Below are 23,547 nucleotides of genomic sequence, written 5' to 3'. Positions count from 1 at the left end.
TCCGTAGGCAAATCTATTCGGATCTGCGATCAGACGTAGATATGGCTAGATTCCTCTAGCGACGCCTCGACCAGCGATAACTGCCACCGGCCGCACGGGCAGCCGAGGTACGTGACGACCCCCGTGCTCGTCCGGTGCCGAGATACTTCCTGCCAGTCGTGTTCGTGATGTTCGCTCATGCACCCAGCGTGATGTAATGGCATTGTGCATCTCAACCCTTACGGCGAATACGCGGTCACACTCGCCGCCGACCTCGCCAATCACAAGCCCGACTCGACCGGCGAACTCGTCGACAGGTGCGTCGACGCCGGCATCGTCGTCGACTTCCCCGTTACCGACGACGACCTCGCCGACGTGCTCGCGATGCTCGACCGGTGGGCATCCATCGCGGACACCACCAGCGACGAGGCCCGGGCCGAACAGGTCAACCTCATGCTCACGAAGGCATCCGCCTACCCGCGACTGACCAATCACGCCGGCGACGGCTGGCACCTCCACTACCGCGACGACCAGCAGACGCTCGCGGGCGTGCTCGAGGCGCTCTTCTCCGTCGGCACCGCACTGCACCTCGTCGGCCGCGGCATGCACCGGCTCGGCCGCTGCGCACTCGAGGAGTGCACCGCCATCTACGCCGACACGTCCCGCAACGGCCGCCAGCGGTACTGCTCACCGAAGTGCGCGAACCGGGACGCCGTTCGACGCCACCGGGCGCGCTGACCCGTATCGCTCAGTGCGGGAAGTCCTCTCCGGTGAACTCCCGCTTCTCCACGAGCACCAGCCAGTGCGGGGCGGTCTCACACCATCTCCGCAGGCTGTCACCGTCAGTCCGACGGCCAAAATGTTCTTCGCCGCGTTCACATCCCGGTCGTGGACGGTGCCGCATCGGCACGCCCACTCCCGCACGGTCAGCGGCATCGTCGACGCGAGCACCCCACACACCGAGCAGGTCTTCGACGAGGGATAGAACCGGTCGATCACCACCACCCGCCGCCCGTACCAGTCGGCCTTGTACTCGAGCATCGACCGGAACTCGGACCAACCCGCATCCGAGATCGCCCGAGACAACGACCGATTCTTGACCATGTTCCGCACACTCAGATCCTCGATGGCGATCACTTGGTTTTCGCGCACCAGCCGAGTGGAAAGTTTGTGCAGATGATCGCGACGCCGATCGGCGATCCGACCAAAAATCTTCGCGACCTTCAGTCGGGCCTTGGCCCGGTTACGGGATCCCTTCTCCTTCCTGGCGAGCACCCGCTGCGCCTTCGCCAACCGCGCACGGTCCCTGCGCTCGTGACGCGGGTTGGTGATCTTTTCCCCCGTCGAGAGCGTGTACAGGCTCGTGATCCCGGCATCGAGTCCGACCACCCGATCGGCCGGTTCGAGTTCGGGAATCGTGTCCTCGACGAGAATCGAGACGTGGTATTGACCGCGTGCATTGCGTGACACCGTCACCTGCGACGGCACTGCCCCTCCGGGAGCGGCCTCGACCACCGAACATCCAGCGGTTCGGTCTGCTTAGCCAACCGGATCTGCCCGCCGCGGTAGGTGAAGCAGTTCGAGAAGTAGGTCGCCGACTCCTTCGACCGCCCCTTCTTCTTGAATTGCGGGTATCCGGTCTGCTTGCGCCAGAACCTGTCGAACGCACCCTGTAACTGTCGCAGCGACTCCTGCAGCGGCCCCTTCGACGGCTCCGACAACCACGCGGTCTCGGTGTCTCGCTTCCAATCGGTGAGCATCTTCGACGTGTCCGCGTAGGTGACCCGTCGCTGCTCCTGCGACCAGGCACGCGTCCGCTCGGCCAATGCCCGGTTGTAGACATACCGGGTGCATCCGAACGTTCGAGCTAGCTGTTCCGCCTGCACCGCGGTCGGATAGAAGCGGTACTTGTACGCCCGCTTCACCACCCTCCCCGCCATGACCGAAGACACTAGCCACACGGTCCGACAAAACCAGATCGGCTATCCCGGACCTGAAGGACCGGGTATGCGCCGAAAGACCCACGGATTACCGCCTCGATGCCGTAATGCCGTCGGCTGCGTGAACTCGACGACCCTGGCGACCAAATCCCGGTACGTCTCGTGACAGTCGGTGGTGATCAACCCGAATCTGCCCATCGTCCCGCTCTCGAGCGACCGGCGGACCGCGTCTGCCGTGTCGGCGTCGAGGGGGCGGCGCTTCTCCGAAATTGCGGCGGTCACCGGCGGTCGCTCAGCCGTGCATGAACACGTGGCACCCAGGATGCGCGGCGCCCCGTGCTCGGCGAACTTCGCCTGACACACCGACGGCGACGCGCCGACCAGCTGACGGAATTTGGCACCGAACGACCCGAGGCTGGTGTACCCGACGAGGCGGCAGATCTCGGTGACCGTCAGGTTCGCGCTCGCCCGACCGCCGCCATGCCCCCAGTCTGACAGCGGCTACCGACTCGAGGACAGGAACGCCGTCGACCCGGACAGGTCGCCGGGGCGGTGACTGCGCGACTGCACCAGCCCCCGTCGTTCGAGGATCGGCCGGACCCCTTCGCCGAAGTTGAAGGCCTCTTCGAGGTGCGGGTAGCCGGAGAGGACGAAGTGATCGAGTCCGAGCGCCGCGTACTCGGCGATGCGGTCGGCGACCTCCTCGTGGGAGCCGACCAGTGCGGTGCCGGCGCCGCCGCGGACCAGCCCGACACCGGACCACAGGTTGGGGGCCACCTCGAGGGCGCGTGCTCCCGCGTCCTTCGAGTAGGCGCTCCCACCGCCGTGCAGTTCACGCATGCGGCGCTGGCCTTCCGACCCCGACCGGGCCAGACTCTGCTGCGCCTGCTCGACCGTTGCCGGGTCGAGGGCGGAGAGCAGCCGGTCGGCCTCGGCCCACGCCTCCTCGGACGTGTCACGGCTGATCACGTGCAGCCGGATGCCGTAATCGAGCGTGCGGCCCTGAACGTCGGCGAGGTCGCGGATCCAGGCGATCTTCCCGGCGACGGCGCTCGGCGGTTCACCCCAGGTGAGGTAGGTGTCGGCGAACTGGGACGCGACGGTGCCCGCGGCCGGCGACGACCCGCCGAAGAAGATCGGCGGCACCGGGTCGGGGATGCGCTGCAACTGGGCGTTCTCCACCCGGATGTAGTCGCCCGCGTAGTCGACCGGTCCGGTTCCCGCCCACAGCTGACGGACGGCGTCGAGGAACTCGCCGCAGCGGGCGTAGCGCTGGTTCTTGTCGAGGTAGTCGCCGTAGGTGCGCTGCTCGTGGTCCTCGCCGCCGGTGACGACGTTGAGCAGCAGCCGCCCCTGCGACTGCCACTGGAACGTGGCCGCCATCTGTGCGGCCAGCGTGGGGCTGAGCAGGCCCGGCCGCAGCGCGACCAGGAACTTCAATGTCTCGGTGGTCTCCAGCATCATGGCCGTGGTGAGCCAGGCGTCCTCGCACCACGCGCCGGTCGGCGTCAGAACCGACTCGAAGCCGTTCGACTCCGCCGCCGCGCCGATCTGATTGAGGTACCGCAGCGTGGCGGGACGGTCTCCTGCCATGGAACTCCCGTGACCACCCGCCATCAGGTTGCGGGAATCACCGTAGGTGGGAAGGAACCAGTGGAAATGCAGAGACACGCGCGATCCTCTTGTCGACGACAGATGGGCATCACACATCAGTTCATCACCACGGGAGCCGGGGCACGAGGGTTTCGATCACCGTGATTCGGAGTAGTGCCCGACCGAAGCGAGCAAGGTTACGGTCGCCGCGCTATGACTACGCTGTCCGACGCCCCGTACGCATCCTCGACCGAATCCGACCTCGAGCGGCGCAAGCGGCTCCGCACCGTCGTCGCCGCCAGCCTCCTGGGGACGACAGTCGAGTGGTACGACTTCTTCCTCTACGCGACGGCCGCCAGCCTGGTGTTCAACCAGCTGTTCTTCCCCGATCAGAGTTCGTTCGTCGGCACCATGCTGGCGTTCGCCACGTTCGCGGTCGGTTTCGTGGTCCGTCCGATCGGCGGAGTCGTCTTCGGCCACATCGGCGACCGCATCGGACGCAAGAAGACGCTCGCGCTCACCATGTTCATCATGGGCATCGCCACCGCGCTGATGGGCGTGCTGCCCACCGCCGCGCAGGTCGGGGTGATCGCGCCGATACTGCTGCTCCTGCTGCGCATCCTGCAGGGATTCGCACTGGGCGGTGAATGGGCGGGCGCCGTACTCCTCGCCGTCGAACACAGTCCCGCGAAGAAGCGCGGCATCTTCGGCAGCATCCCCCAGATCGGCCTGGCACTGGGGCTGGCCCTGGGCACCGGCGTCTTCGCCGCGTTGCAGGTGATCTTCGACGACGCCCAGTTCCTCTCCTACGGGTGGCGGATCGCCTTCCTGCTGAGCCTGATTCTCGTCTTCGTCGGATTCGTGGTCCGGCTGAAGGTCGAGGAGACCCCGGCGTTCCAGGAGGTGCACGACCTCGCGAAGCGCTCCTCCGCTCCGCTGAAGGACGTGTTCCGCGGCCGGGTCCGCCGGGGCACCCTCCTCGGCCTGCTCTCACGCTGGGGTGAGGGCGCCGCGTTCAACACCTGGGGCGTCTTCGCGATCACGTACGCCACCAAGAATCTGGAGTTCGCGAAGATCCCCGTCCTCCTGGTCGTCACCGTCGCCGCAACGGTCATGGCCGTGCTCCTGCCGTTCTCCGGCCTGCTGGTCGACCGCTACGGCGCCAAGCGGATCTACCTCATCGGGATCGCGGCCTACGGGCTCGCGGTCTTCCCCGCGTTCGCCTTGTTCGGCACGGAGAATCTCATCCTGTTCGGTGTGGCGATGGTGCTCGTGTTCGGCGTCATCCACGCCCTCTTCTACGGCGCGCAGGGCACGCTATACGCGAGCCTGTACCCCACCGAGATCCGCTACACCGGCCTGTCCGTGGTGTACCAGTTCTCCGGGATCTACGCGTCCGGCATCACGCCGATGATCCTTACCGCCCTGATCGCGGCCGGCGGTGGAACTCCCTGGCTGGCCTGCGGATACCTCGTCGCCACGTCGGTGGTCAGCGTCGTGGCCACGGCCCTGATCCGAAAGCAGGACCTCTACCTCTGAGATTGCCCGAACGGGCTCTGACAGTCACGTCCGATACACCGGCGTATCCGATACGCTAGTGTATCGACGGCTGCTGTCGACCCGATCGGAGGAGTGCCCATGCCGACCTCACCGGCCCGCTCCTCCGAGCCTGCCACCGACACACCTCGCCGGGTGACGAAACGGCGAGGCCAGACTCGCCGGCGTCTGCTCGACGCCGCGGTCGAGGTGTTCGCCGACAACGGCTTCGGACGGTCGACGGTCGAGCAGATCTGCGAACGCGGTGGCTACACCCGCGGCGCCTTCTACTCCAACTTCGCCTCGCTGGACGAGATGTTCTTCGCCATGTGGGAACAGCGCTCCAGCGCGATGCTCGCACAGATCCGGCTGGCCGCCGATTCGTCGAGCATCGACCTCTCGGGGCTCACGCCTGCCGAAAAGCTGCGCGCCGGCACCGAACTGGTGCTCGGAGTCGTCCCCGTGGACGACCAGTGGTACCGGATCAACGCGGAATTCACCGCCCACGCCCTGCGCAACCCGTCCCTGAAGAAGGCCCTCGCAGCACGCGAGGACACGATTCTGGACACGATCGTGCCGATCCTCGAGAAGGCGCTTCACCGCCTCGGGCGGCGCGCCGTCGGCGATCCGCGGGTGCTCGGCCGCGCGCTCGTCGCCCTGCACGACGGCACGAGCGTCCAGTGCCTCATCGAGGACGACGACGCATCCGCCCGGGAACTACGTCTCGAACTGTTCACCCACGTCGTGGCCGCGTACACCGAACCCGACACCACCCACACCCACACACACCGGAAAGAGGGGTCCTCGTGACCGAACAGGCTGATGTGATCGTCGTCGGCGCCGGACTGGCCGGACTCGTCGCCACCTACGAAATGGTCAAGGCGGGCCGGAAGGTCCTCGTCGTCGACCAGGAGAGTTCGGCGAATCTCGGCGGACAGGCCTTCTGGTCGCTCGGCGGCCTGTTCCTCGTCGACAGCCCCGAACAACGGCGACTCGGCATCAAGGACTCCTACGAACTGGCGATCCAGGACTGGATGGGCACCGCGGCCTTCGACCGCGCCCGCGAGGACCAGTGGCCGCGGCTGTGGGCCCAGGCGTACGTCGAGTTCGCGGCAGGCGAGAAGCGGCAGTACCTCCACGACCTCGGCCTGCGCCTGATGCCGAACGTCGGATGGGCCGAACGCGGACGCGGATCCGCTCTCGGACAGGGCAATTCCGTTCCGCGCTTCCACATCACCTGGGGCACCGGACCGGGTGTCGTCGAAGTCTTCCTCACACGTGTCATGGCCGCGTCGAAGCGGGGCCTCGTCACGTTCAAGCACCGTCACCAGGTCGACGAGATCGTCGTCACCGACGGTGCCGCCACCGGCGTGCGCGGCACCGTCCTGGAACCGTCCACCGAAGCACGCGGCGTCAAGAGTTCGCGAACCGCGGTCGGGGAGTTCGAATTCTCCGCACAGGCAGTAGTCGTCACATCCGGCGGTATCGGCGGCAATCCCGAACTGGTCAAGAAGAACTGGCCCGCGCGCCTCGGTAAGGCTCCCGAGAACATGCTCGCCGGCGTTCCCGCGCACGTCGACGGCCGCATGCTCGAGATCACCGAGAACGCCGGCGGCAACATCGTGAACCGCGACCGCATGTGGCACTACACCGAGGGCATCCAGAACTGGGACCCGATCTGGCCGAACCACGGCATCCGCATCATCCCCGGACCGTCGTCGATGTGGTTCGACGGCAACGGCAAACGCCTCCCCAGCCCCAACTTCCCCGGTTTCGACACCATGGGAACACTCGACCACATCATGAACAGCGGCCACCACCACACGTGGTTCATCCTCGACCAGAAGATCATCGAGAAGGAGTTCGCACTGTCGGGCTCCGAGCAGAACCCCGACATCACCGGCCGCGATTTCAAACTGCTCGCCGAACGCCTCAAGAAGGGCGCACCCGGGCCCGTCGAGGCGTTCAAGCAGCGCGGTGCGGACTTCGTCGTCCGCGACAATCTCCGCGACCTCGTCGACGGCATGAACGCCCTCACCCCCGAGGCACCGCTGAAGTACGAGGACCTCGAACGCGAAATCGTGGCCCGCGACCGGGAGGTGAAGAACAGCTACACCAAGGATTTCCAGATCATGGCGATCCACAACGCACGGAACCTGCTGGCCGACAAGATCACCCGCGTCGTGAGCCCCCACGAGTTGCTCGACCCCAAGAACGGCCCGCTGATCGCGGTCCGGCTGCACCTGCTCACCCGCAAGACCCTAGGTGGCCTCGAGACCAACCTCGACTCGCAGGTGATCAGGCCCGACGGCACACCGTTCGAGGGTCTCTACGCCGCCGGTGAGGTCGCCGGATTCGGCGGCGGCGGCGTCCACGGTTACAGCGCACTCGAGGGCACCTTCCTCGGCGGCTGCATCTTCTCCGGCCGGGCCGCGGGTCGCGCGCTGGCCCGGCACCTGTAGGCGGCTCCGCCGCCCGTGCGCGGTTGACGAGTCCCTGGACTCGCTAACCACTCACGGGCGCAAGCCTCTCGGCAGCCTCGAGTTCGCGGACCAGCGGCAGGACGTTGGCGCCGAAGTACTCGATCTCCTCCTGGAAGTGCAGGAACCCGCCCAGGATGAGGTCGACTCCGCGACGCCGATATTCGACGATGCGCTCGGCGATCTGCTCCGGCGTCCCGATCAACTGGGAACGGAATCCGTCGTTGTACTGGACGAGATCCTCGAACGTGGAGTCGGCCCACATCCCCGACTTGTCGGCGGTGGACGCGCCGGCCTGCTGGACGGCGGACCTGAATCCCTCGACCGCAGGCTTGTTCGCCTTCTCGATGATTTCGCGGAGGGTGTCGCGCGCTTCCTTCTCGGTGTCGCGGGCGATGATGAATCCGTTGAGCCCGAATTTCACCTCCCGGTTGTGCTCGCGCGCCACCTGTCGCACGTCGACGATCTGTTCCGTGACGCCGTCGTAGTCCTTGCCGTTGCTGAAGTACCAGTCGGAGTACCGGCCCGCGTTCCGCCGTGCGGCGGCGGAATTGCCGCCCTGGAACAGTTCGGGGTTCGGACGGTCGGGCGTGTTCAGCGGCTTCGGCTTGAGGGTGAAGTCGTGGATGCGGTAGAAGTCGCCACGGAAGTCGACGTCGTCCTCGGTCCAGATCTTGCGGAGCACCTGCAGGAACTCGGCGCTGCGCCGGTACCGTTCGTCGTGCTCGAGCCACGGCTCGCCGAGATGGGTGAATTCGTCCTTGAACCAGCCGCTCACGACGTTGACGGCGAACCTGCCGTTCGACAGGTGGTCGGCCGTGGCCCCCAGTTTCGCCAGCACCGCGGGCTGCCACAGACCCGGGTGGACGGCGGCGATCACTTTCAACCGTTCGGTGGCCAGCAGCAGTGCGAGGCTGAAGCTGGTCGACTCGTGCTGATACTCGGCCCCGTAGCTGGCCTCGTACCGGACCTGGCTGAGCGCGTACTCGAAACCGTTGTTCTCGGCGGTCTGGGCGAGCTTCTTGTTGTACTCGTAATCCCAGCTGGTCCGCTGTTCGATGTCGGACGTGACGAGCCCGCCACTGACGTTGGGCACCCAGTAGGCGAACTTGATCTGCTCAGCGATGTGTTCGGTTGACATACCCAGCATGCAACCCGCCCACACAGCGCACGCCCACCCTTCCAATCAGTGCGCGTACAACCCTTCACCCCGCTCGTGGGTCCGTGTGAGGTTCGACGGCATGACAGCAGTACAGGGAGGTCAGGCATGACCGCCGTCCAGAGCGCCCACCGCATCAGTGACGAGGCCGAAGCCCTCGTCGTTGCTGCCGATCTCGCCGCACAGTTCGCCGAGGAGGCGGCGGCTCGCGATGCCGGCCGGCAACTCCCCTACGAACAGGTCGGCGCTCTCGCCGCGTCCGGACTGCTCGCGCTCGGTGTTCCCCGCGAGCACGGTGGCATCGACGCGCGGACCGAAACCCTCGCCGAAGTCTTCCGTCTTCTCGCCGAGGGCGATCCGAGCATCGCGCAGATCCCGCACAGCCACTACACGTTCCTCGAGGTGCTGCGTCACCAGGGCACGCCGGCGCAGCAGGAGTTCTTCTATTCCGAGGTTCTCGCGGGGCGCCGGTTCGCCAACGCCCAGAGCGAGCGCGGAACCACGACGATCGACATCGACGCCACGACGCTCACCGGGCAGGGCGAAGACTTCGTCGTCGACGGTCGCAAGTTCTACAGCACGGGCGCACTGTTCGCCGATTGGATCGCGGTACGGGCCACCCTTCCGGGGACGACGACGCCGACGGGGAAAGCCGCCAAGGCCGTCGCCTACCTGCCGCGCAGCGCCGCCGGGCTGTCGATCGTCGACGACTGGGACGGCATGGGGCAGAAGACCACGGCGAGCGGAACCGTCACCCTGGACGCCGTCCGGGTGCCCGCGTTCCACGTCGTGCCGTTCTCCCCCATCTTCGACGCACCCACCACGTACGGGTCACAGGCCCAGATCCTGCACGCCGCCATCGACGCCGGGATTGCCGCAGCAGCGCTGAACGAGGGCGTGCGGTCGGCGCGTCAGGCAAGGCCCTATTTCGAGGCGGGCGTCACCGACGCCGTCGACGATCCCCTGCTGATCCAGCTGGCCGGTGAGGCGGCGGTCAGCGTCCGGTCCGCGACGGCACTCCTCCGGGAGGGTGCGCGCAGCATCGACGCAGCGCGTCGCGACCTGACCGAGCAGAGCGCCGCGGTCGCCTCGATCGACGCCGCCGCGGCCAAGGTCGGCGCCGCCCGCGCGTCACTCGAGGCGTCGAGCGTGCTGTTCGAGCTGGGCGGCACCCGCAGTGCGTCGGAAACGTCCAACCTGTCGCGGTACTGGCGGGACGCCCGCACCCACACCCTGCACGACCCCACGCGGTGGAAGATTCAGCACATCGGCCGCTGGACGCTTTCGGGCACCGTCCCGCCACGCCACGGCCTGCTGTAGGCCCTCCGGGCCCGTGCGTGGTCAAGGAGTCCCTGGACTCGTCAACCGCGCACGGGCGCTATGCGCCTATGTCCGCCTTCATGAGGAAGACGTTGTAGTCGGACCACGTCGACATGGTGAAGTACAGCTCGTCGCCGCTCGACCACGGGTGGATGAAGCCGCCGTACAGTTCCGGGTACTCGACGGCGCTGACCATCGGCGCCCCATCCGACCAGACGCCCTGCGGCGAGTCGGACTCCCGGAGAACGATGGCCGCCTTCGACGTGTCGAGGTACGCCATCTGCCACTTGCCGGTGGCCTCCTCGTAGCGCACGGACAATTCGGCGGCGGGGGCGTCCACGATCGGGGTCGCCTCCGTGTAACCACCGACCGGCGTCCAGTTGCCGTTCTGCCAGTACTGGTAGGCGGACGTGTTCAGCACATCGGCGGCCGGGACGCGGGCCAGGCCGATGGCGCCGAGCCTCGTGTTGGGGGTGCCGAACATGTACACGAAGTCGCCGGCGGGGACCATCGACGCGACCTGGAATTTGGTGACCCCGAAGATGTTGTCCCACTTCGCGTACGGGTCCTTGGTCCAGGTCGATCCGCCGTCGTCCGAGTAGGCGATGCCGCCGTAGTTCGTCCACCACGTGGCAGGGATGCTGTTCCAGGTGCGGATCGACATGTAGCTCATGTACTGCCGGTTCCCGACGGCGAAACCCGAGGTCGGGATGGTGGTGATCTCGATATTGTCGAGCTTGCGGCTGTCGAGCAGTTCCGCCGCGTGGCACCGGCTGTCCTGGACCATACTGTCGAGGCTCATGCCGTCGGACAGGTTGCGGTCGGAACTGAAACCGAGGACGTTGCTGCGCCAGTCGTCGCCTTGACCACCGGGTGGCTGGAATCCCTTGCCGACGGTGTCGCCGAACGCGACGGCGATCTGGTCGGGGGCGCTCTCCCACATGATGCCGAGGTCGGTGCCGTTGACCTGGTAACGCTTGTCGGTGCGACTGACGGAACCGGACCCGGTCACCTTGGCCACGCGGGTCACGTCGCCGATCTTCGGGGTGGCCGGGGCCGCGCTGCGCGGCGCCTCCTCGGTCGCGGGGTGCACGAGGGGCGGCCGCGGGGGCAACTGGATGTCGGCGCCCGGGACGGGAATGCCGAAGTGGAAGGGCGTGAACTTCACGCTGACGTCCGGGATGTTCAGCACGCTCGACAGGTTCCCCGGGGCCTGGTCGGTCTCGTCGGTGAGGTCGGGGCACGGATCGGTGCACGTGTCGGCGGGCAACGCCTGCGACACGCGGACGGGATCCGTGACGGGAGCCGGATACGGCACCGTCGTGATCTTGGGGTACGGGATCGGAATCTCGAGCTTCTCCGGTATCAGCGAGTGCGTCTCGTTCGACACCTCGCTCGCGCAGGGACCGCTGCCGGGTAGGCCGTTGGACACCGGCTCGGGTTCCGCGACGGCAGCGTTCTGGTTCGAATAGGCGATCATGCCCGAGCCGATCGCCACTGCCGCGACCGACGCGACCCACCTCTTCGACATCCCCGACCCCTCCGTCAACTCCGGCCACTCCCGGCGAGGGGAACATAGCATCGCCCCTCTACGCTCGCCGGTTACCACACGCCATACCTGGCGGTAACATTTCCGTCCCGATCCGGAACCTAGGCTGTGACTCCCGCCACGCGACAAGGAAGTTGCTCGTACGCGGAGTCACCGATACCGCAGGTCAACGACTTTCGACCGTGGTGTTCGCGTGCCGAACACCGTCAAGGGATCGGTGAACACCGGATTACATCTGTTGACGCTCCGGATCGCCCGGTATTCACTGATCGTGCGCATCCACCGGGATCCCCGGTCCGCGACGAGACCCCGAGCTCCTCGCCCTCTGCGCTGCGGGCTCGCCCGCGTTCTTCCGCTCCAGCGCGAACCACCGTCTGCACGGGTCACGCATTCCACTGCTCACCGCCGTCGTCGCCCGGCGGCATCGACCCGTGCGAATTCCGCTGTCAACGAAAGGAATCGACATGACCGCCGTCCTGGAACCGACCCTGTCCTATTCGTCCGCCATCCCCCGCGCGCACGTGCACCGCGCCGCGATCTGCGAGGTCTTCCTCACCGACATCATCTGCGAGAGCTACCCACAGTTCCGTCTCGGCGTGCAGCTTCCCAGAGTCCACAGCTACTACAGCGATCACAATGTCGTTGTACGACAGTATGATCCGCTGCTTCTGCTGGAAACGTTCCGGCAGGCGTCCATCCTGATCTCGCATCGGCACGTCGACGCTCCGCTCGACGCCAAGTTCGTGTTCAACGCCGGAGCGCTCGAGGTCGTCGACCTCGACGCCGTGAAAGTGGGCCCCGCACCCGCCGCGGGGGTTCTGGACGCCACGATCACCGCCGAGAAGAGACGGGGCGCCGACATCGTCGGAATCACGCTCGCCATGACACTCGCGCTGGACGGGTCTGCCGCGGCCACCATGAGCATGACCATCCAGTGGATGCCCGGCGACGCGTGGGACCGCCTCCGGCAGAGGGGTCGAGCACCGCTGCAGCTCGATCCCGCCCGACCGCATCCGTTGCACGAGCGGGTCGAGCCTCGGGAGGTGGCTCGACATTCGTTCGACAACGTGGTGCTGAGCCGGATCGGGGTCGACGGCGACACCGTGCGCAGCCAGGTGCTGGTCGATCAGGCCCACCCCGGCCTGTTCGATCACCCGCTCGACCACGTGCCGGGCGCCCTGATCTTCGAGGCGATGCGTCAGACCGCCCTCGTCGCCGCGCACGAATTGTTCGGCCTGTCCCCGCGAATGCTCGTGCTCGTGGGGTGCGACGCCGTCTTCGAGAGCTTCGGTGAGCTGGAGTTGCCGACGGATTGCGCAGCCGTCGCCGAGGCGGAAATCTGCTCCCGCCAGGTCGTCCTGTCCGTCACTCTCGCGCAGGAGGGGCGGCAGATCGCCCACGGCCGGGTCACCCTGCAACGAGTGAGCGCCTCGACTGCCGCTCTCGATCGGATCGTCCGATGACGACGCGGGACGACACCATGGTCTGGTTCGACTTCGGTGGTGTGCTCTCGCCCCCGCTCGCCGAACTCTTCGCGGCGTACGAAACGAAGACGGGCATCTCACCCGCAGCCCTGCAGGCGGCGATGCAGGCCGTCGGCGACGACCTCGGGGCACCTCCTCTCGCCCCGATCGAGTTGGCCCAGATCACCGAGCGCGAGTGGGGTGCGAGGCTGAGGGAGCACCTCGCCGCCGCCGACCCCGGTCTGGACCTCACCAGGGCGCGGCTGGAGACGTTCGGAGAGCAATGGTTCGACGGGATCACCGTGAACACGGCGATAGCCGCGGCCCTGCGCGGCCTGAAGGCTCACGGTCTGCGCGTCGGCGTCCTGTCGAACAACGTGGTCGAGTGGGAGCGGTTCTGGAGGCCGATCATCGAACCCGCCGGCCCGCTCGATGCTGTCGTCGACTCGTGCCTGGTCGGCGCGCGCAAGCCGGACCCCCAGATCTTCGCGATCGCAGAGAAGACCGCCGGCGTCGCCGCCGATCAGTGCATTCTGATCGACGACCTGGAGCAGAACGTACGCGCTGCACGCGAGAGCGGTTGGCGTGCCATTCATTTCCGCACCAACGCCCAGGCGTCGAGTGAGCTGTCCCGGCTGACAAGCGTCGCCGCCGTCCTGTGAATCCCACCAACGTGAAGGAGTACGACGTGACGACCCAGGTTTCGACACTCGCTCCACCTGGACGCCGACGCGGTGTCGCGGTGTCCATCGACGACATTCCCCACCTGGACCCGCCGGTCGCGTACACCCCGGTGACCGCGGAGGGGCCCACCGGACTACCGGAGATCACCCTGCCGAGCGGGCACACCGCCCTGCACGTCACACGATATGACGACGTCCTGAAGGTGCTCACGGATCCGTCCTTCGGCCGGAGGGACACCAACGTCGAAGGCGGGCCGAGTTTTCAGCCCACGACGATGCCCCCGGATCTTCTGCTGAATCTGGACAACCCGGATCACGCGCGGATGAAGAGTTTCGTCAACGCGGACTACAGCCCTGCCGGCGTCGAGAAGCTGAAGGGATCGGTCCGGCGCATCCTCGACCGCCGGATCGCATTGCTGCGCAGCGAGGAAAGCCCCGACCTGTTCGCCACGGTGCTCGACCGCCTGCCGGTCGAGGTGAACGTCGGCTTCCTCGGGATCCCGGAGTCGGACATCGACTACTTCCGCCCGTCGTCGCGGGTGGTGCAGTTGTCGCACGACACCGACATTCCCGGCCTGCTGGAGAACTTCTGGCTCGTCTACCACTACGTGACCGACCTCGTGCAGCGGAAACGACCCGTCGAACCGGGCGGGCTGATCGACCGCTTCCTGGCGGCGCGGGACGAGGCGGAACCGCCGCTGAGCGACGACGAACTGGTCGCGATCCTGCTCGGCTCCGTCCTCGGCGCCGACCAGAACGTGCTGTCCGTGCTCGCGAAGGCCGTGTACGTGCTGGTGCAGGCGCCTGCGCTGTGGACTCTGCTGGTGGACGAGCCTGCCGCTGCGCCGCAGTTGGTCGAGGAGCTGTTGCGGGTGCTTCCACTGGGAAACATTTCGACGTTTCCCCGGATCGCCACCCGTGAAGTTCAGCTGCGGGACTCCGTGATCCCCGAGGGCGCCCTCGTCTACGCCGACGCGTTCGCCGCGAACCGGGACCCCGACACGTTCCCGCACCCGGAACTGATCGACCCGTTCCGGGACGGGAAACGCCATCTGCAGTTCGGGTACGGCATGCATCACTGCATGGGCGCGTCGCTGGCCCGGATGGAGATCACCACGACACTGGTCCTGTTGGCGGAGGAATTCCCGACCCTCGCTCTCGCCGTCGAACCGGCTGCGGTGCCGTGGGATTCGGGAGTACTCCTCCGGCGTCCGACGTCGCTGCCCGTCCGCTGGTAGGCGCTTCGCGCCCGTGCGCGGTCAACGAGTCCCTGCACTCGTCAACCGCGCACGGGTGGCGGAGCCGCCGAACGTCTCCGCGAGCCGGGCGACGAGTTCGCTGCCGTCTCCAGGTTCCCCCGACCAGGCCACTTCACCGTCCGGGCGCACGAGCACCGTGGTGGGCCCGAGGTTCCGCGCCCGAATCACCCGCACCCGTTCGCCCCAGCAGGGTTCGACGAGTGCGCGGACGGATTCGGATGCGTCCCCGCACAGCAGGAGACCCCGGTTACCCGCCGCGACGTGCAACCGGATCAGGTCGGTGACTCCGGTGTCCGTCTCGAGCACGGTGTTCGCGGCGAAGTCGCCGCGCGCCGCATCCTGGAGAGTGCTGGGCGCGGGCTGACTCTGCGCACTGATCACCGAACCCAGCGCCCGATTGCGGTCGCGATCCTCCAGCAGGACATCGAGTTCGTGTCGCAGGCGGTCGCCGTCGACACCGATGCGCATCCGTTCACGCTGATCCGCGACGTTGGCGATCACCCCGGCCGCGCACGCGTGCCGCTCCCGCGAGTACGCGTCCAGCACCGACGGGTCGGCCTGTCCCCGCGCGACGAGGGCGAGGCGCCAGCTGAGGCCGACCGCGTCTCCGATGCCGAGGTTCAACCCCTGCCCGCCGAGCGGAAAGTGCACGTGCGCAGCGTCACCGACGAGCAGGACCCGGCCGAACCGGTAGTCGTCGACCAGCCGCGAGTAGTCGCTGAACCGGGACAGCGACCGTGCGTTGCGGAACGGAACGGGACGGCCCGCGAATCTGTCGACCGTCTCCTGCAGTTCCTCCGCGGTGAGGGGCCGGCGATGATCCTCGTGCGGACCACCGAGATCGAATGTGATGATACGGCTGAATCCGCCGTGGTTGACGTTGAGGACGGTCCAGCCCCGTTCGGTACGCACCCACCCCCTGGGGGCGGTCGCCGGGTCGTCGAGGACGGCGAGACCCAGGAGCGCCGCGGCGGTCGGAGCAGTCTCCGTCGCCGGGAAGCCCACGCTTCGCCGCACGATGCTGCGGGCGCCGTCCGCGCCGACCACCCAGTCGGCTGTCACCCTCCGGGTGCGTCCCTCGTGGGTGAAGGTCACCGTCGCCCCACCGTCGTCCTGATCGACGCCCGTGACCATCGCGGCCTTCAGCACCGGGGTGCCGAGACCGATCAGCCGTGCGGTGAAGAGTCTTTCGAGATCACTCTGCCCGATACCGGCGATGGCAGGTCCCTCGCCGGGTGGTGCCGTGATCTCCAGACCCCAGACGCCGGCGTAGTGGAAGGTGGTCGACGCGGCTCCGGCGTCGACGTCCGGCGCCGCGAAATGTCCTCGCCGGGTGAGCAGCTGAATACTGCGTGCGTGGATCGTCCCCGCCTTCGGAACGTCCGTGGTGTGCGGAGCGGCCTCGAGGACGAGTACGTCGATTCCGCTGCGCGCCAGCTCGAGTGCCGTCAGCGATCCCACCGGGCCGCCGCCGACCACCACGATCCGATAGTGCTGTCGCAGGTCGTCCGCCTCCGTCATCGCGCGCCCGCCCCGCGTCGCAGCAGCACCGCGATGACGCCCGACAATCCGGCGACGACGACCGCCAGAACGACCAGCGTCGTGTGGAACGCACTGTTGTAGGCGTCGATCACGAGGGGCGCCACCTGTTCCCGGACGTCCGGTCCGGCCGCCGCCAGGGCCTGCTCGAGGTCACCGCTCGCGGCCTTGCCGACGACCTCCGTGGCATTGCCCACGCCGTCGACGCCGGACAGCGCTTCCTCGCCCCTGCGGGTCGCGAGACCGGTGAGCAGCGCCGCGTACACCGCGACGGCGATGGCCTCGCTGCCCAGTCGCATCGTGTTCACCACTCCCGCAGCCATACCCGCCTTCTCCTCGGGGACGAGGGCGAGCGCCTGACCGTCGACGAGACCGGCGGACAGTCCCATTCCGCACCCCGCGAGGAGCAGCGGCACCGCGATGACAGCGACCGCCGTGTCGAGGCCCGCCAACAGAAGTCCCAGGTCACCGGCGATCAACGCTCCCAGGCTGATCCAGATGACCACGAGGGGGTTCACCCCGGCGCCGACCGCGCGGCCTGCGGCGAGCGGTCCCACCACGACCGGAATCGTGAGGAGCACGATCACCAGACCCGCCTTCGCCGAAGACTGGCCGGCCACGAACTGGAGGAAGGTCGGAAAGTAGGTGAGCAACGTGACGAAGCCGAACGACGCGGCCACCGGAACGAGGCACAGGGCCATGAACCGTGCGTGCGTGAGCAGTTCGAGGTCCAGCAGCGGCGCCGGACGTCGCGATTCGACACGGGCGAACCCGACCAGCAGCGCGACCGCGAGGACGAACGACGCCACGACCGCCGGGCTGCCCCAGCCCCACGGTTCGCCTTGGACGATGCCGACCATCGCCGCGAGCAGACCCAGCACCAGGAGGACCGTGCCGAGCAGGTCGAACTTCGCAGCCGCGTCGCCCGCCGGTCGTGCCAGTCCGATCACCGGGGTGGCCGCCAGCACCACGAGCAGCACGGCGGCCTGCACCGCGAAGATGGGTCGCCAGCCGGCCGTGTCGACGAGAAGCCCGGACAGCGTGGGTCCGAGCGCCACACCGATGCCCGCGGTCGTCCCGAACAGGGCGAACGCGCGCAACCGGGCGGGCCCGTCGAAGGCGGAGGACAGGATCGCCGCGCCGCACGAGAAGATGGCGGCGCCACCGAGACCGGCGACACCGCGGGCGATGTCGAGGACCATGATGTTCGGGGCCAGTGCGCTGGCGACACTTCCGACCGCGAACGTGGCGGCACCGGCGGCGAACAGTCGGCCGCGGCCGAGACGGTCCGACAGCGACCCCCAGACCAGGGTGAAGCACGCGAACGACAGGTTGAACGCGTTCACCACCCACTGCTGGCCCGATGCTCCGCCCCCGATGTCGGAGGTGATGGCGGGCAGCGCCACCGCGGTTCCGGAAATCGACATCGGGACGACGAGAACGGCCAGCAGTACGGCGGCGAGGGTGAGGTTCCCGCGTCGCGGGTCGGACGGTGTTGCTTCGGGTGGTGACGTCGGCGTCGTGGCGTCCGGCGTGGTCAGCTCCGAGGTCATGTCGATCCTTCCTGAAGAGTGCGTTGCCCCCGTGCACCAGAGGTTCGATACAATACGAACCATGCACCAGAGTGAGGTTCGATGCAAGACGAACCTTCACTCTGGTGGTCGACGATGCGAACCTGGAGGTGCGCTGTGCCCGACGCCGAGGGACATCCTGCGGTCGACGAGATCGAATTGGTGTCCGTGCTCGCCGCACTCGCCGACCCCCTGCGCCTCGAGGTCGTGCAGAAGCTCATGGCCGAGGCGGACGGGGCGGAACGTCACTGCACGTCGTTCGGGCTGCCGGTGTCCAAATCGACCCGCAGCCACCACTTCAAGGTCCTGCGCGAGGCCGGGCTGATCACACAGGTCGACCGCGGCAATTCCCGGATGGCTCAGCTGCGCAGATCCGACATCGAATCCCGCTTCCCGGGACTCCTGGACGCCGTCGCGACCGCGCCGGACTGAACGCTGTCGCGGCAACCGTCTCGCCGAGCATCCGGATCGCCGCCGTGCGATGATCGTGCGCCAAGAGGGGGCGGTACGAGTGGGACAACGGGGAAGCGGAGACGGCTGGATTCTGGCCGAAATCCTGGGGGACGCACCGACGGTGATCGCGGAGGGCATCAAGCAGCGGCAGTGCCGGCCGCTCGGCAACGTCTACCGCGGCAGGATGCTGACCCTGGTGGCGGGAGCCATCGACACGGTCAGGTCGTCGGGACAGCCGGTGCAGGTGACCCTCGGCGAGACGGTCGGCGACATCGATCTCGTCGTGGCGAAACCGGTACTCGGTCCGGGCGGGGACGTCCTCGCGGTGCAGATCTTCACCGGTCGCGCGGACAGCCCGGTGCCGCAGCCGCACCGGGCCGCAGGATGGGAATGGAATCTGTCCGTGTCGGCGGGTCCGCGACGCACTCGATGGACGCGTGAGTTCCGGAATCTGTACGGGGTGGCGGACACCCGGCCGGAACACGACCATTTCGGTCTCGCCGACCTGTACCGCAGGGTGCCGCGGATCTCCGACATCGCGGTACTGATGGAACGCGTCGACAACGCGCGGGACGGCGAGTTCCTGTCCGGCGAACTCATCGCCCGGCACGACGACGGAACGCTGCGCCTCGTCCGGTTCGTGCGCCGAGCCGTCGAGACACCCGAGGGGGTGGTGCTGCGGGGCGTCGATCACGACATCACGCACAAGACCGACGTCGGCGAACTGGCCATCCGGGTGATGGATTCCGACATCGCGTCGACCGTGCACGCGGTCGCGGGGGTTCATGCCGCACTGGTCGATTCACAGCACGGGTACGCCATCAAATGGATCACCGCACCACTGACCGGTCTGTCTGCCGCGGCAGAGGGCGGGCAGATCGGACTGCTGCACGGCGAAGACCTCGCGGCAGTGCGGCAACGGATCCCGGCCCGTCTTCCCGCTGTCGCCCGCGTCGCACTGTCGGACGGATCCTGGTCCCGGCACACGGTGCGCACGTTTCCCGTCCCCGGCTACGGTTCCACACCGGTGGTGATGATGACGTTCTCAGGCGCCTGTCCCGAACAGCATGCCCAGCACGTAGGTGGCGGCGGCTGCGCCGTACCCGATTGCCAGCTGGCGTAATGCCCGCTTGACCGGTGGTCCACCCGACAGCAATCCCACCACCAGACCCGTCCCGAGCAGCGCAACGCCGACCAGTGCGGCCGCGACGACGAGAGCGGCGGTGCCTTCCATGCCGAAGAGGTACGGCAGCACGGGGATCACCGCACCGGACGCGAAGAAGCAGAAACTCGCGGCGGCCGCACCGAGCCCGGTGCCGATGGCCTCGTGCTCGTCGACGGCTTCCGGACCCGAAACAGGCTCGGGCTGAACGGCTCTCCGCAACACGTCGGCGGCACGTTTCTCGGCGTCCTCCGCGGGCATGCCCCGTGCGCGGTACACGAGTGCGAGTTCGTTCGCGTCGACGTCGAGGAGCGGCACCGCCTCACGGGCGCCCTGCCCCGGCGCCGACGCCTCGAGCAGTTCACGCTGCGACCGCACGGACACGTACTCGCCCGCGCCCATCGACAACGCGCCCGCGAGCAGACCGGCGAGCCCGGTCAGCAGGACGATGTGATTGTCGACGCCGCTACCGCTGATGCCGAGGACGAGGGCGAGGTTGCTGACCAGGCCGTCGTTGGCACCGAACACGGCGGCACGAAACGTGCCGGACAGCCGATTTCGCCCGCGCGCCGCCAGCGCCCGCACCACCTCTTCGTGGATGCGCTCGTCCGCGCCCATCGCGTCGGTGGCGTCGACGTCCGTCGGGTACGGCGACCGGGTCTCCGCGCGCTGCGCGAGGGCGAGCACGAACACCGATCCGAAACGCCGGGCCAGCACACCGAGGATGCGCGTGCGGACGTCACCGCGCACTGGCTTGCCGACGTGTTCGCCGAGCAGCTCGCGCCAGTGCGCCTCGTGCCGTCCCTCGGCGTCGGCGAGCGCCAGCAGAATCTCGCGTTCCTCACCGGTCCGGCGTTTCGCGAGGTCGCGGTAGACAGCCGCCTCGGCGCGTTCGTCGGCGAGGTAGCGACGCCATTTCCGGACTTCACGCGGACCGGGATCCGGTCGTGCACCCGAACCCGTCGGAGAAACCATTCAGCCTCCCGATCGTCGACGGTGAGAAGCCTACCGACGGGCCCCTCCCCACCGCGGCGGTTCGAGGTCAGCCCTCGGCGGCGAGAGCCTTCCCCAGCGAGTCCTCGGGTTCGGACACCACCACGGGATCGCGCCCGGACAACAGGTCGAGGACGGCCTTCGGCCGGGCCAGCGATTCGCGCACCGTGTTCCTCGCCATCGTGATCGGGCGGCATTCACATCCGGCGTTGACTCCGGCGACGTCGATCCCGGCACCGCGACACAGCGCGACCGCGCGGGGGACGTGGAAACCCTGAGTGACGATCAGCGCCTTGGTCACTCCGTACGTCTGGACGGCCCGCGCGCACGTGTCGTAGGTGTCGAGCCCGTACCGATCTCCGACGATCTTGCTGCGGTCGATGCCCTTCTCCACCAGGTAGTCCGTCATCGCTGCGATCTCGTCGCCGGATCTGCCTGCACCGTCGCCCGAGACGAGGACCGCCCGCGCACGGCCATCCTGCACGAGGCGGACGGCGACGTCGAGGCGTCCGGCCAGGTACTCCCGGGGTTTGCCGTCGCGCACCTGCGCACCGAGGACGATGACGACCGGCGCTTCGGGTGCGTCGTCGACGTCGTAGACGTGGCCGGAGGCCTCGCGCGATATCCACACCGTCGAGGCCGCCACGACGAGGACCGCGAGCGCACCGAGGCCCGCTCCGATGCCGACCAGTCGGCGGACGATCCGTCTTTCCCCCATGCCGCCATCAAACCACAGCGTCAGGCGACGGCCAGTTCTTCCCCGGCGCGCCGCTCACGCAGTCCGGACACCAGGCACAGGCCCAGCCCGAACAGCACCCAGCAGGTCAGCACGAGCACCGCCGCACCGGCTCCGTGTCCGTCGAAGAACGCCGTCGACCGCACCACGGTGCCCGCCGCGCCGGGTGGCAACAGCTGACCGAATGCGCCCCACCCCGAAGGGAGCCACGCCGCGGAGGTCGCCAGGCCGGACAGCGGATTGGCGAGGAAGATCATCGTCACCGCTCCGAGCGCGAACCCCGCTGTGCCCAGCACCGATTCGAGCCCGAGAACGGTCAGCGAGATAGCGGCGATGCCGAGCACGACGGCACCGGTGGTCGTCCAGTAGTTGCCGTCGACGCTGCCGAGACCGAACTGCAGAATTGCCGTCAGCACCAGACCGGCGCTCGCGGCGAACAGCACCGCTCCGGCCATCCGCCGAGCGAGACTGCGTGGAAACAGCCGCACGAGCGCGAGCGCGGGGATCATGCCGCCGAAGACCAGGGGTAGCGCCAAGGCACCGACACCGACGCCGGCGGGGTCGTCGGCCGTCAGCGGAACGACGTCCTCGACCGGAACGGGGTGTCCCGCAGCCGTGCTCATGCCCGCCGCGATGCCGTTCATCGTCTGCGCGATGGGCGCCCCGCCGGCGCCGGCCGACAGGACCTTCATGCCGTCCGGTGTCGCGACGATTCCGCCGACCACCTCCCGGTGCTCGATCGCCGTCCGGACCGCATCGGAGTCGGCGAAGCGCTCGGTGACGAATGCGCCGGGGTGTCCCGCGGCGAGCACGGTGTCGATCCGGGTGACGGCCGCGTCGGGTCCGGCGACGCCCAGCCGGAGGTCGTGGGGGCCGCTGTTGACGGCGGGCAACGCGAACGCCAGCAGCATCAGCGCGATCACCGCGGTGAGTCCCAGCACGACAGCGGTCAGTTTCACGGGATCGGACGGGCCGTGCGCCGATCGCCCGGCGGGCTCCGTGCGCGGCTCGAGTGTCCCGGTATCCGAAGTGCTCATCGGACTCCCCTTCCCACTAAGCGGAGGAAATTCCTCCACTACTTGTGGAGAATATTCCTCCGGTTATGCTGGGTTGTCAACGAAAGAGGTGAAATCGTGCGGGCAGACGCGCTGGAACGACGCAACACCCTGATCAAGGCTGCGCGCGCGGTGTTCGCCGACCGCGGGCACGACGCGCCGCTCGACGCCATCGCCGCAGAGGCCGGGGTCGGGATCGCCACCCTCTACCGGAACTTTCCGAGCCGGGACGAACTCGCCCACGCCGTGGCCCGGACGACATTGGCCGAAGTCCGCGAACTCGCGGTCCGGGGACTGGACGAATGCGGGGACGATCCGGAGGGAGCGTGGCGGCGGTTCGTCGACGCCGTGGTCGAACTGAGGATGGGAGCGTTGGTTCCCGCACTGGTCAACAGCCTCGACGAACTACCGCCCGACGTCCGCGAGTCGAGGGAGCTCACGAAGTCGACGGTCACCGAGTTCATCCGCCGGCTCCAGGACGACGGACTGGTGCGCGAGGACGTCGTGCCGCTCGAGATCATCATGGGAATCGCCATGCTGACCCGGCCCCACGTGCTCATGTTCGACGACACGACAGCCAATCTCGTTCCGCGCCTGATCACGGTGTTCCTCGCCGGGTTGCGCCCGGACGGGGCTCCGCTGCCGCCACCGATACTCCCGGAACCCGCAGTACAGTGACGAACATGCAGCCAGGGGGGCCTCAGTCACATCCATGGAATCACCCGTGTCCGGGTGACGATCAGCCGCAGCTGAACGGCTGGGACGTGGCGGTGTCGGCGGCCGCGCTCGTCGTCGCGGTCGCCGTCGCCAGCATTTCCGCGGTCGCGGGGCTGTTCTGGCTGCTGTTCCTGGACTACTGCCCGCCCGAGACCTGCAGCGCCGAGAACGCGTGGATCGCGGTGTGCGTGGCGCTCGCGGTCGCCGCACTGGTGACCGTGATCGGCGGCGCGGTCACGATCGCACGCATCGCGCGGCGCACGATCGCGTGGCCGGTGGCATGTGTAACCCTGGCCCTCAGCGCGGGCGCGTGCGCGATCGGATTCGCCGGTTACGTCTCCGCGACGGGAATCTGAGCCG

At 67.9% G+C, this 23,547-nt stretch carries 20 protein-coding genes and 2 pseudogenes; 12 read left to right on the top strand and 10 right to left on the bottom strand.

What is annotated here, in order from left to right; translation table 11 throughout:
• The first annotated feature begins 204 nt into the window (after window positions 1–204).
• Window positions 205–717: a CGNR zinc finger domain-containing protein gene (locus DTA22_RS35210; RefSeq protein WP_112302478.1), complete on the top strand. Its 513-nt coding sequence runs from the start codon at window positions 205–207 to the stop codon at window positions 715–717.
• 63 nt (window positions 718–780) lie between these two features.
• Here the strand turns inward: DTA22_RS35210 and DTA22_RS37080 are convergent.
• The 3 genes and pseudogenes from DTA22_RS37080 to DTA22_RS35190 all read right to left on the bottom strand — a co-directional run.
• Window positions 781–1,919: pseudogene (locus DTA22_RS37080) on the bottom strand (RNA-guided endonuclease InsQ/TnpB family protein); the annotation flags it as partial.
• Window positions 1,920–2,211: 292 nt separating this feature from the next.
• Window positions 2,212–2,384 (bottom strand): annotated as a pseudogene (locus tag DTA22_RS36995) (AraC family transcriptional regulator); the annotation flags it as partial.
• Between the two features lie 36 nt (window positions 2,385–2,420).
• On the bottom strand, window positions 2,421–3,590 hold the full coding sequence (locus DTA22_RS35190; protein WP_112302477.1) for an LLM class flavin-dependent oxidoreductase: 1,170 nt from the start codon (window positions 3,588–3,590) through the stop codon (window positions 2,421–2,423).
• A gap of 135 nt (window positions 3,591–3,725) precedes the next feature.
• Here DTA22_RS35190 and DTA22_RS35185 point away from each other — a divergent pair, with 135 nt between their 5' ends.
• The 3 genes from DTA22_RS35185 to DTA22_RS35175 all read left to right on the top strand — a co-directional run bounded on the left by DTA22_RS35185 (window position 3,726) and on the right by DTA22_RS35175 (window position 7,510).
• Window positions 3,726–5,051, top strand: coding sequence for an MFS transporter (locus tag DTA22_RS35185; RefSeq protein ID WP_037225810.1), 1,326 nt, complete (start codon window positions 3,726–3,728; stop codon window positions 5,049–5,051).
• Between the two features lie 99 nt (window positions 5,052–5,150).
• The gene (locus tag DTA22_RS35180; RefSeq protein WP_112302476.1) at window positions 5,151–5,858 is read left to right on the top strand and encodes a TetR/AcrR family transcriptional regulator; all 708 of its coding nucleotides are present in this window, start codon (window positions 5,151–5,153) and stop codon (window positions 5,856–5,858) included.
• A complete protein-coding gene (locus DTA22_RS35175; protein WP_112302475.1) occupies window positions 5,855–7,510 on the top strand; it encodes an FAD-binding dehydrogenase in 1,656 nt (551 codons plus the stop codon). The genes DTA22_RS35180 and DTA22_RS35175 overlap by 4 nt, the downstream gene beginning before the upstream one ends.
• Window positions 7,511–7,553: 43 nt before the next feature.
• On the opposite strand, the gene sfnG is transcribed toward DTA22_RS35175, so the two are convergent.
• Window positions 7,554–8,669, bottom strand: a complete 1,116-nt coding sequence (sfnG, locus tag DTA22_RS35170; RefSeq protein ID WP_112302557.1) for a dimethylsulfone monooxygenase SfnG — start codon at window positions 8,667–8,669, stop codon at window positions 7,554–7,556.
• A 126-nt stretch (window positions 8,670–8,795) separates the two neighbouring features.
• Here sfnG and DTA22_RS35165 point away from each other — a divergent pair, with 126 nt between their 5' ends.
• Window positions 8,796–10,007: an SfnB family sulfur acquisition oxidoreductase gene (locus DTA22_RS35165; protein WP_112302474.1), complete on the top strand. Its 1,212-nt coding sequence runs from the start codon at window positions 8,796–8,798 to the stop codon at window positions 10,005–10,007.
• Between the two features lie 58 nt (window positions 10,008–10,065).
• Here the strand turns inward: DTA22_RS35165 and DTA22_RS35160 are convergent, their stop codons facing one another.
• Window positions 10,066–11,538, bottom strand: coding sequence for a DUF4185 domain-containing protein (locus DTA22_RS35160; RefSeq protein WP_037225819.1), 1,473 nt, complete (start codon window positions 11,536–11,538; stop codon window positions 10,066–10,068).
• Window positions 11,539–12,020: 482 nt separating this feature from the next.
• Between DTA22_RS35160 and DTA22_RS35155 the strand changes: the two genes are divergently transcribed.
• From DTA22_RS35155 to DTA22_RS35145, 3 genes are read left to right on the top strand one after another with little or no spacing between them, the layout of a single operon-like run.
• A complete protein-coding gene (locus tag DTA22_RS35155) occupies window positions 12,021–13,019 on the top strand; it encodes a ScbA/BarX family gamma-butyrolactone biosynthesis protein (protein ID WP_037225821.1) in 999 nt (332 codons plus the stop codon).
• On the top strand, window positions 13,016–13,681 hold the full coding sequence (locus DTA22_RS35150) for an HAD family hydrolase (protein ID WP_112302473.1): 666 nt from the start codon (window positions 13,016–13,018) through the stop codon (window positions 13,679–13,681). Before DTA22_RS35155 ends, DTA22_RS35150 begins: the two co-directional genes overlap by 4 nt.
• Before the next feature lie 26 nt (window positions 13,682–13,707).
• On the top strand, window positions 13,708–14,940 hold the full coding sequence (locus tag DTA22_RS35145) for a cytochrome P450 (RefSeq protein ID WP_112302556.1): 1,233 nt from the start codon (window positions 13,708–13,710) through the stop codon (window positions 14,938–14,940).
• Between the two features lie 21 nt (window positions 14,941–14,961).
• On the opposite strand, the gene DTA22_RS35140 is transcribed toward DTA22_RS35145, so the two are convergent.
• Together DTA22_RS35140 and DTA22_RS35135 are read right to left on the bottom strand one after the other, a co-directional pair.
• Window positions 14,962–16,482 (bottom strand): FAD-dependent oxidoreductase, encoded by a 1,521-nt coding sequence (locus tag DTA22_RS35140; RefSeq protein WP_112302472.1) that lies wholly within the window; start codon window positions 16,480–16,482, stop codon window positions 14,962–14,964.
• Window positions 16,479–18,053: an MFS transporter gene (locus DTA22_RS35135; RefSeq protein WP_112302471.1), complete on the bottom strand. Its 1,575-nt coding sequence runs from the start codon at window positions 18,051–18,053 to the stop codon at window positions 16,479–16,481. The genes DTA22_RS35140 and DTA22_RS35135 overlap by 4 nt, the downstream gene beginning before the upstream one ends.
• Window positions 18,054–18,188: 135 nt before the next feature.
• Here DTA22_RS35135 and DTA22_RS35130 point away from each other — a divergent pair, with 135 nt between their 5' ends.
• The gene (locus DTA22_RS35130) at window positions 18,189–18,503 is read left to right on the top strand and encodes an ArsR/SmtB family transcription factor (RefSeq protein ID WP_037225829.1); all 315 of its coding nucleotides are present in this window, start codon (window positions 18,189–18,191) and stop codon (window positions 18,501–18,503) included.
• Window positions 18,504–18,582: 79 nt separating this feature from the next.
• Complete coding sequence (locus tag DTA22_RS35125; RefSeq protein WP_112302470.1) at window positions 18,583–19,647, top strand: GAF domain-containing protein; 1,065 nt, start codon at window positions 18,583–18,585, stop codon at window positions 19,645–19,647.
• Here DTA22_RS35125 and DTA22_RS35120 read toward each other — a convergent pair.
• From DTA22_RS35120 to DTA22_RS35110, 3 genes are all read right to left on the bottom strand, one after another.
• Window positions 19,570–20,661: a VIT1/CCC1 transporter family protein gene (locus tag DTA22_RS35120; RefSeq protein WP_037225832.1), complete on the bottom strand. Its 1,092-nt coding sequence runs from the start codon at window positions 20,659–20,661 to the stop codon at window positions 19,570–19,572. The genes DTA22_RS35125 and DTA22_RS35120 overlap by 78 nt on opposite strands.
• Before the next feature lie 67 nt (window positions 20,662–20,728).
• Window positions 20,729–21,397 carry a SanA/YdcF family protein gene (locus DTA22_RS35115; protein WP_037225835.1) on the bottom strand — a complete coding sequence of 223 codons (669 nt, stop codon included), beginning with the start codon at window positions 21,395–21,397 and terminating at the stop codon, window positions 20,729–20,731.
• Between the two features lie 20 nt (window positions 21,398–21,417).
• The gene (locus tag DTA22_RS35110) at window positions 21,418–22,452 is read right to left on the bottom strand and encodes an ABC transporter permease (protein ID WP_112302469.1); all 1,035 of its coding nucleotides are present in this window, start codon (window positions 22,450–22,452) and stop codon (window positions 21,418–21,420) included.
• 96 nt (window positions 22,453–22,548) lie between these two features.
• On the opposite strand from DTA22_RS35110, the gene DTA22_RS35105 reads away from it, so the two are divergent.
• Entirely contained in the window at window positions 22,549–23,148 is a 600-nt protein-coding gene (locus DTA22_RS35105; RefSeq protein ID WP_025433238.1) for a TetR/AcrR family transcriptional regulator, read from the top strand.
• A gap of 5 nt (window positions 23,149–23,153) precedes the next feature.
• A complete protein-coding gene (locus tag DTA22_RS35100; RefSeq protein WP_245973437.1) occupies window positions 23,154–23,543 on the top strand; it encodes a hypothetical protein in 390 nt (129 codons plus the stop codon).
• The last annotated feature ends 4 nt before the right edge of the window (window positions 23,544–23,547 follow it).

The sequence above is a fragment of the Rhodococcus wratislaviensis genome (assembly GCF_900455735.1).
GTDB classification, from domain to species: domain Bacteria; phylum Actinomycetota; class Actinomycetes; order Mycobacteriales; family Mycobacteriaceae; genus Rhodococcus_F; species Rhodococcus_F wratislaviensis.
This window is presented reverse-complemented; position numbering and strand designations above follow the sequence as displayed.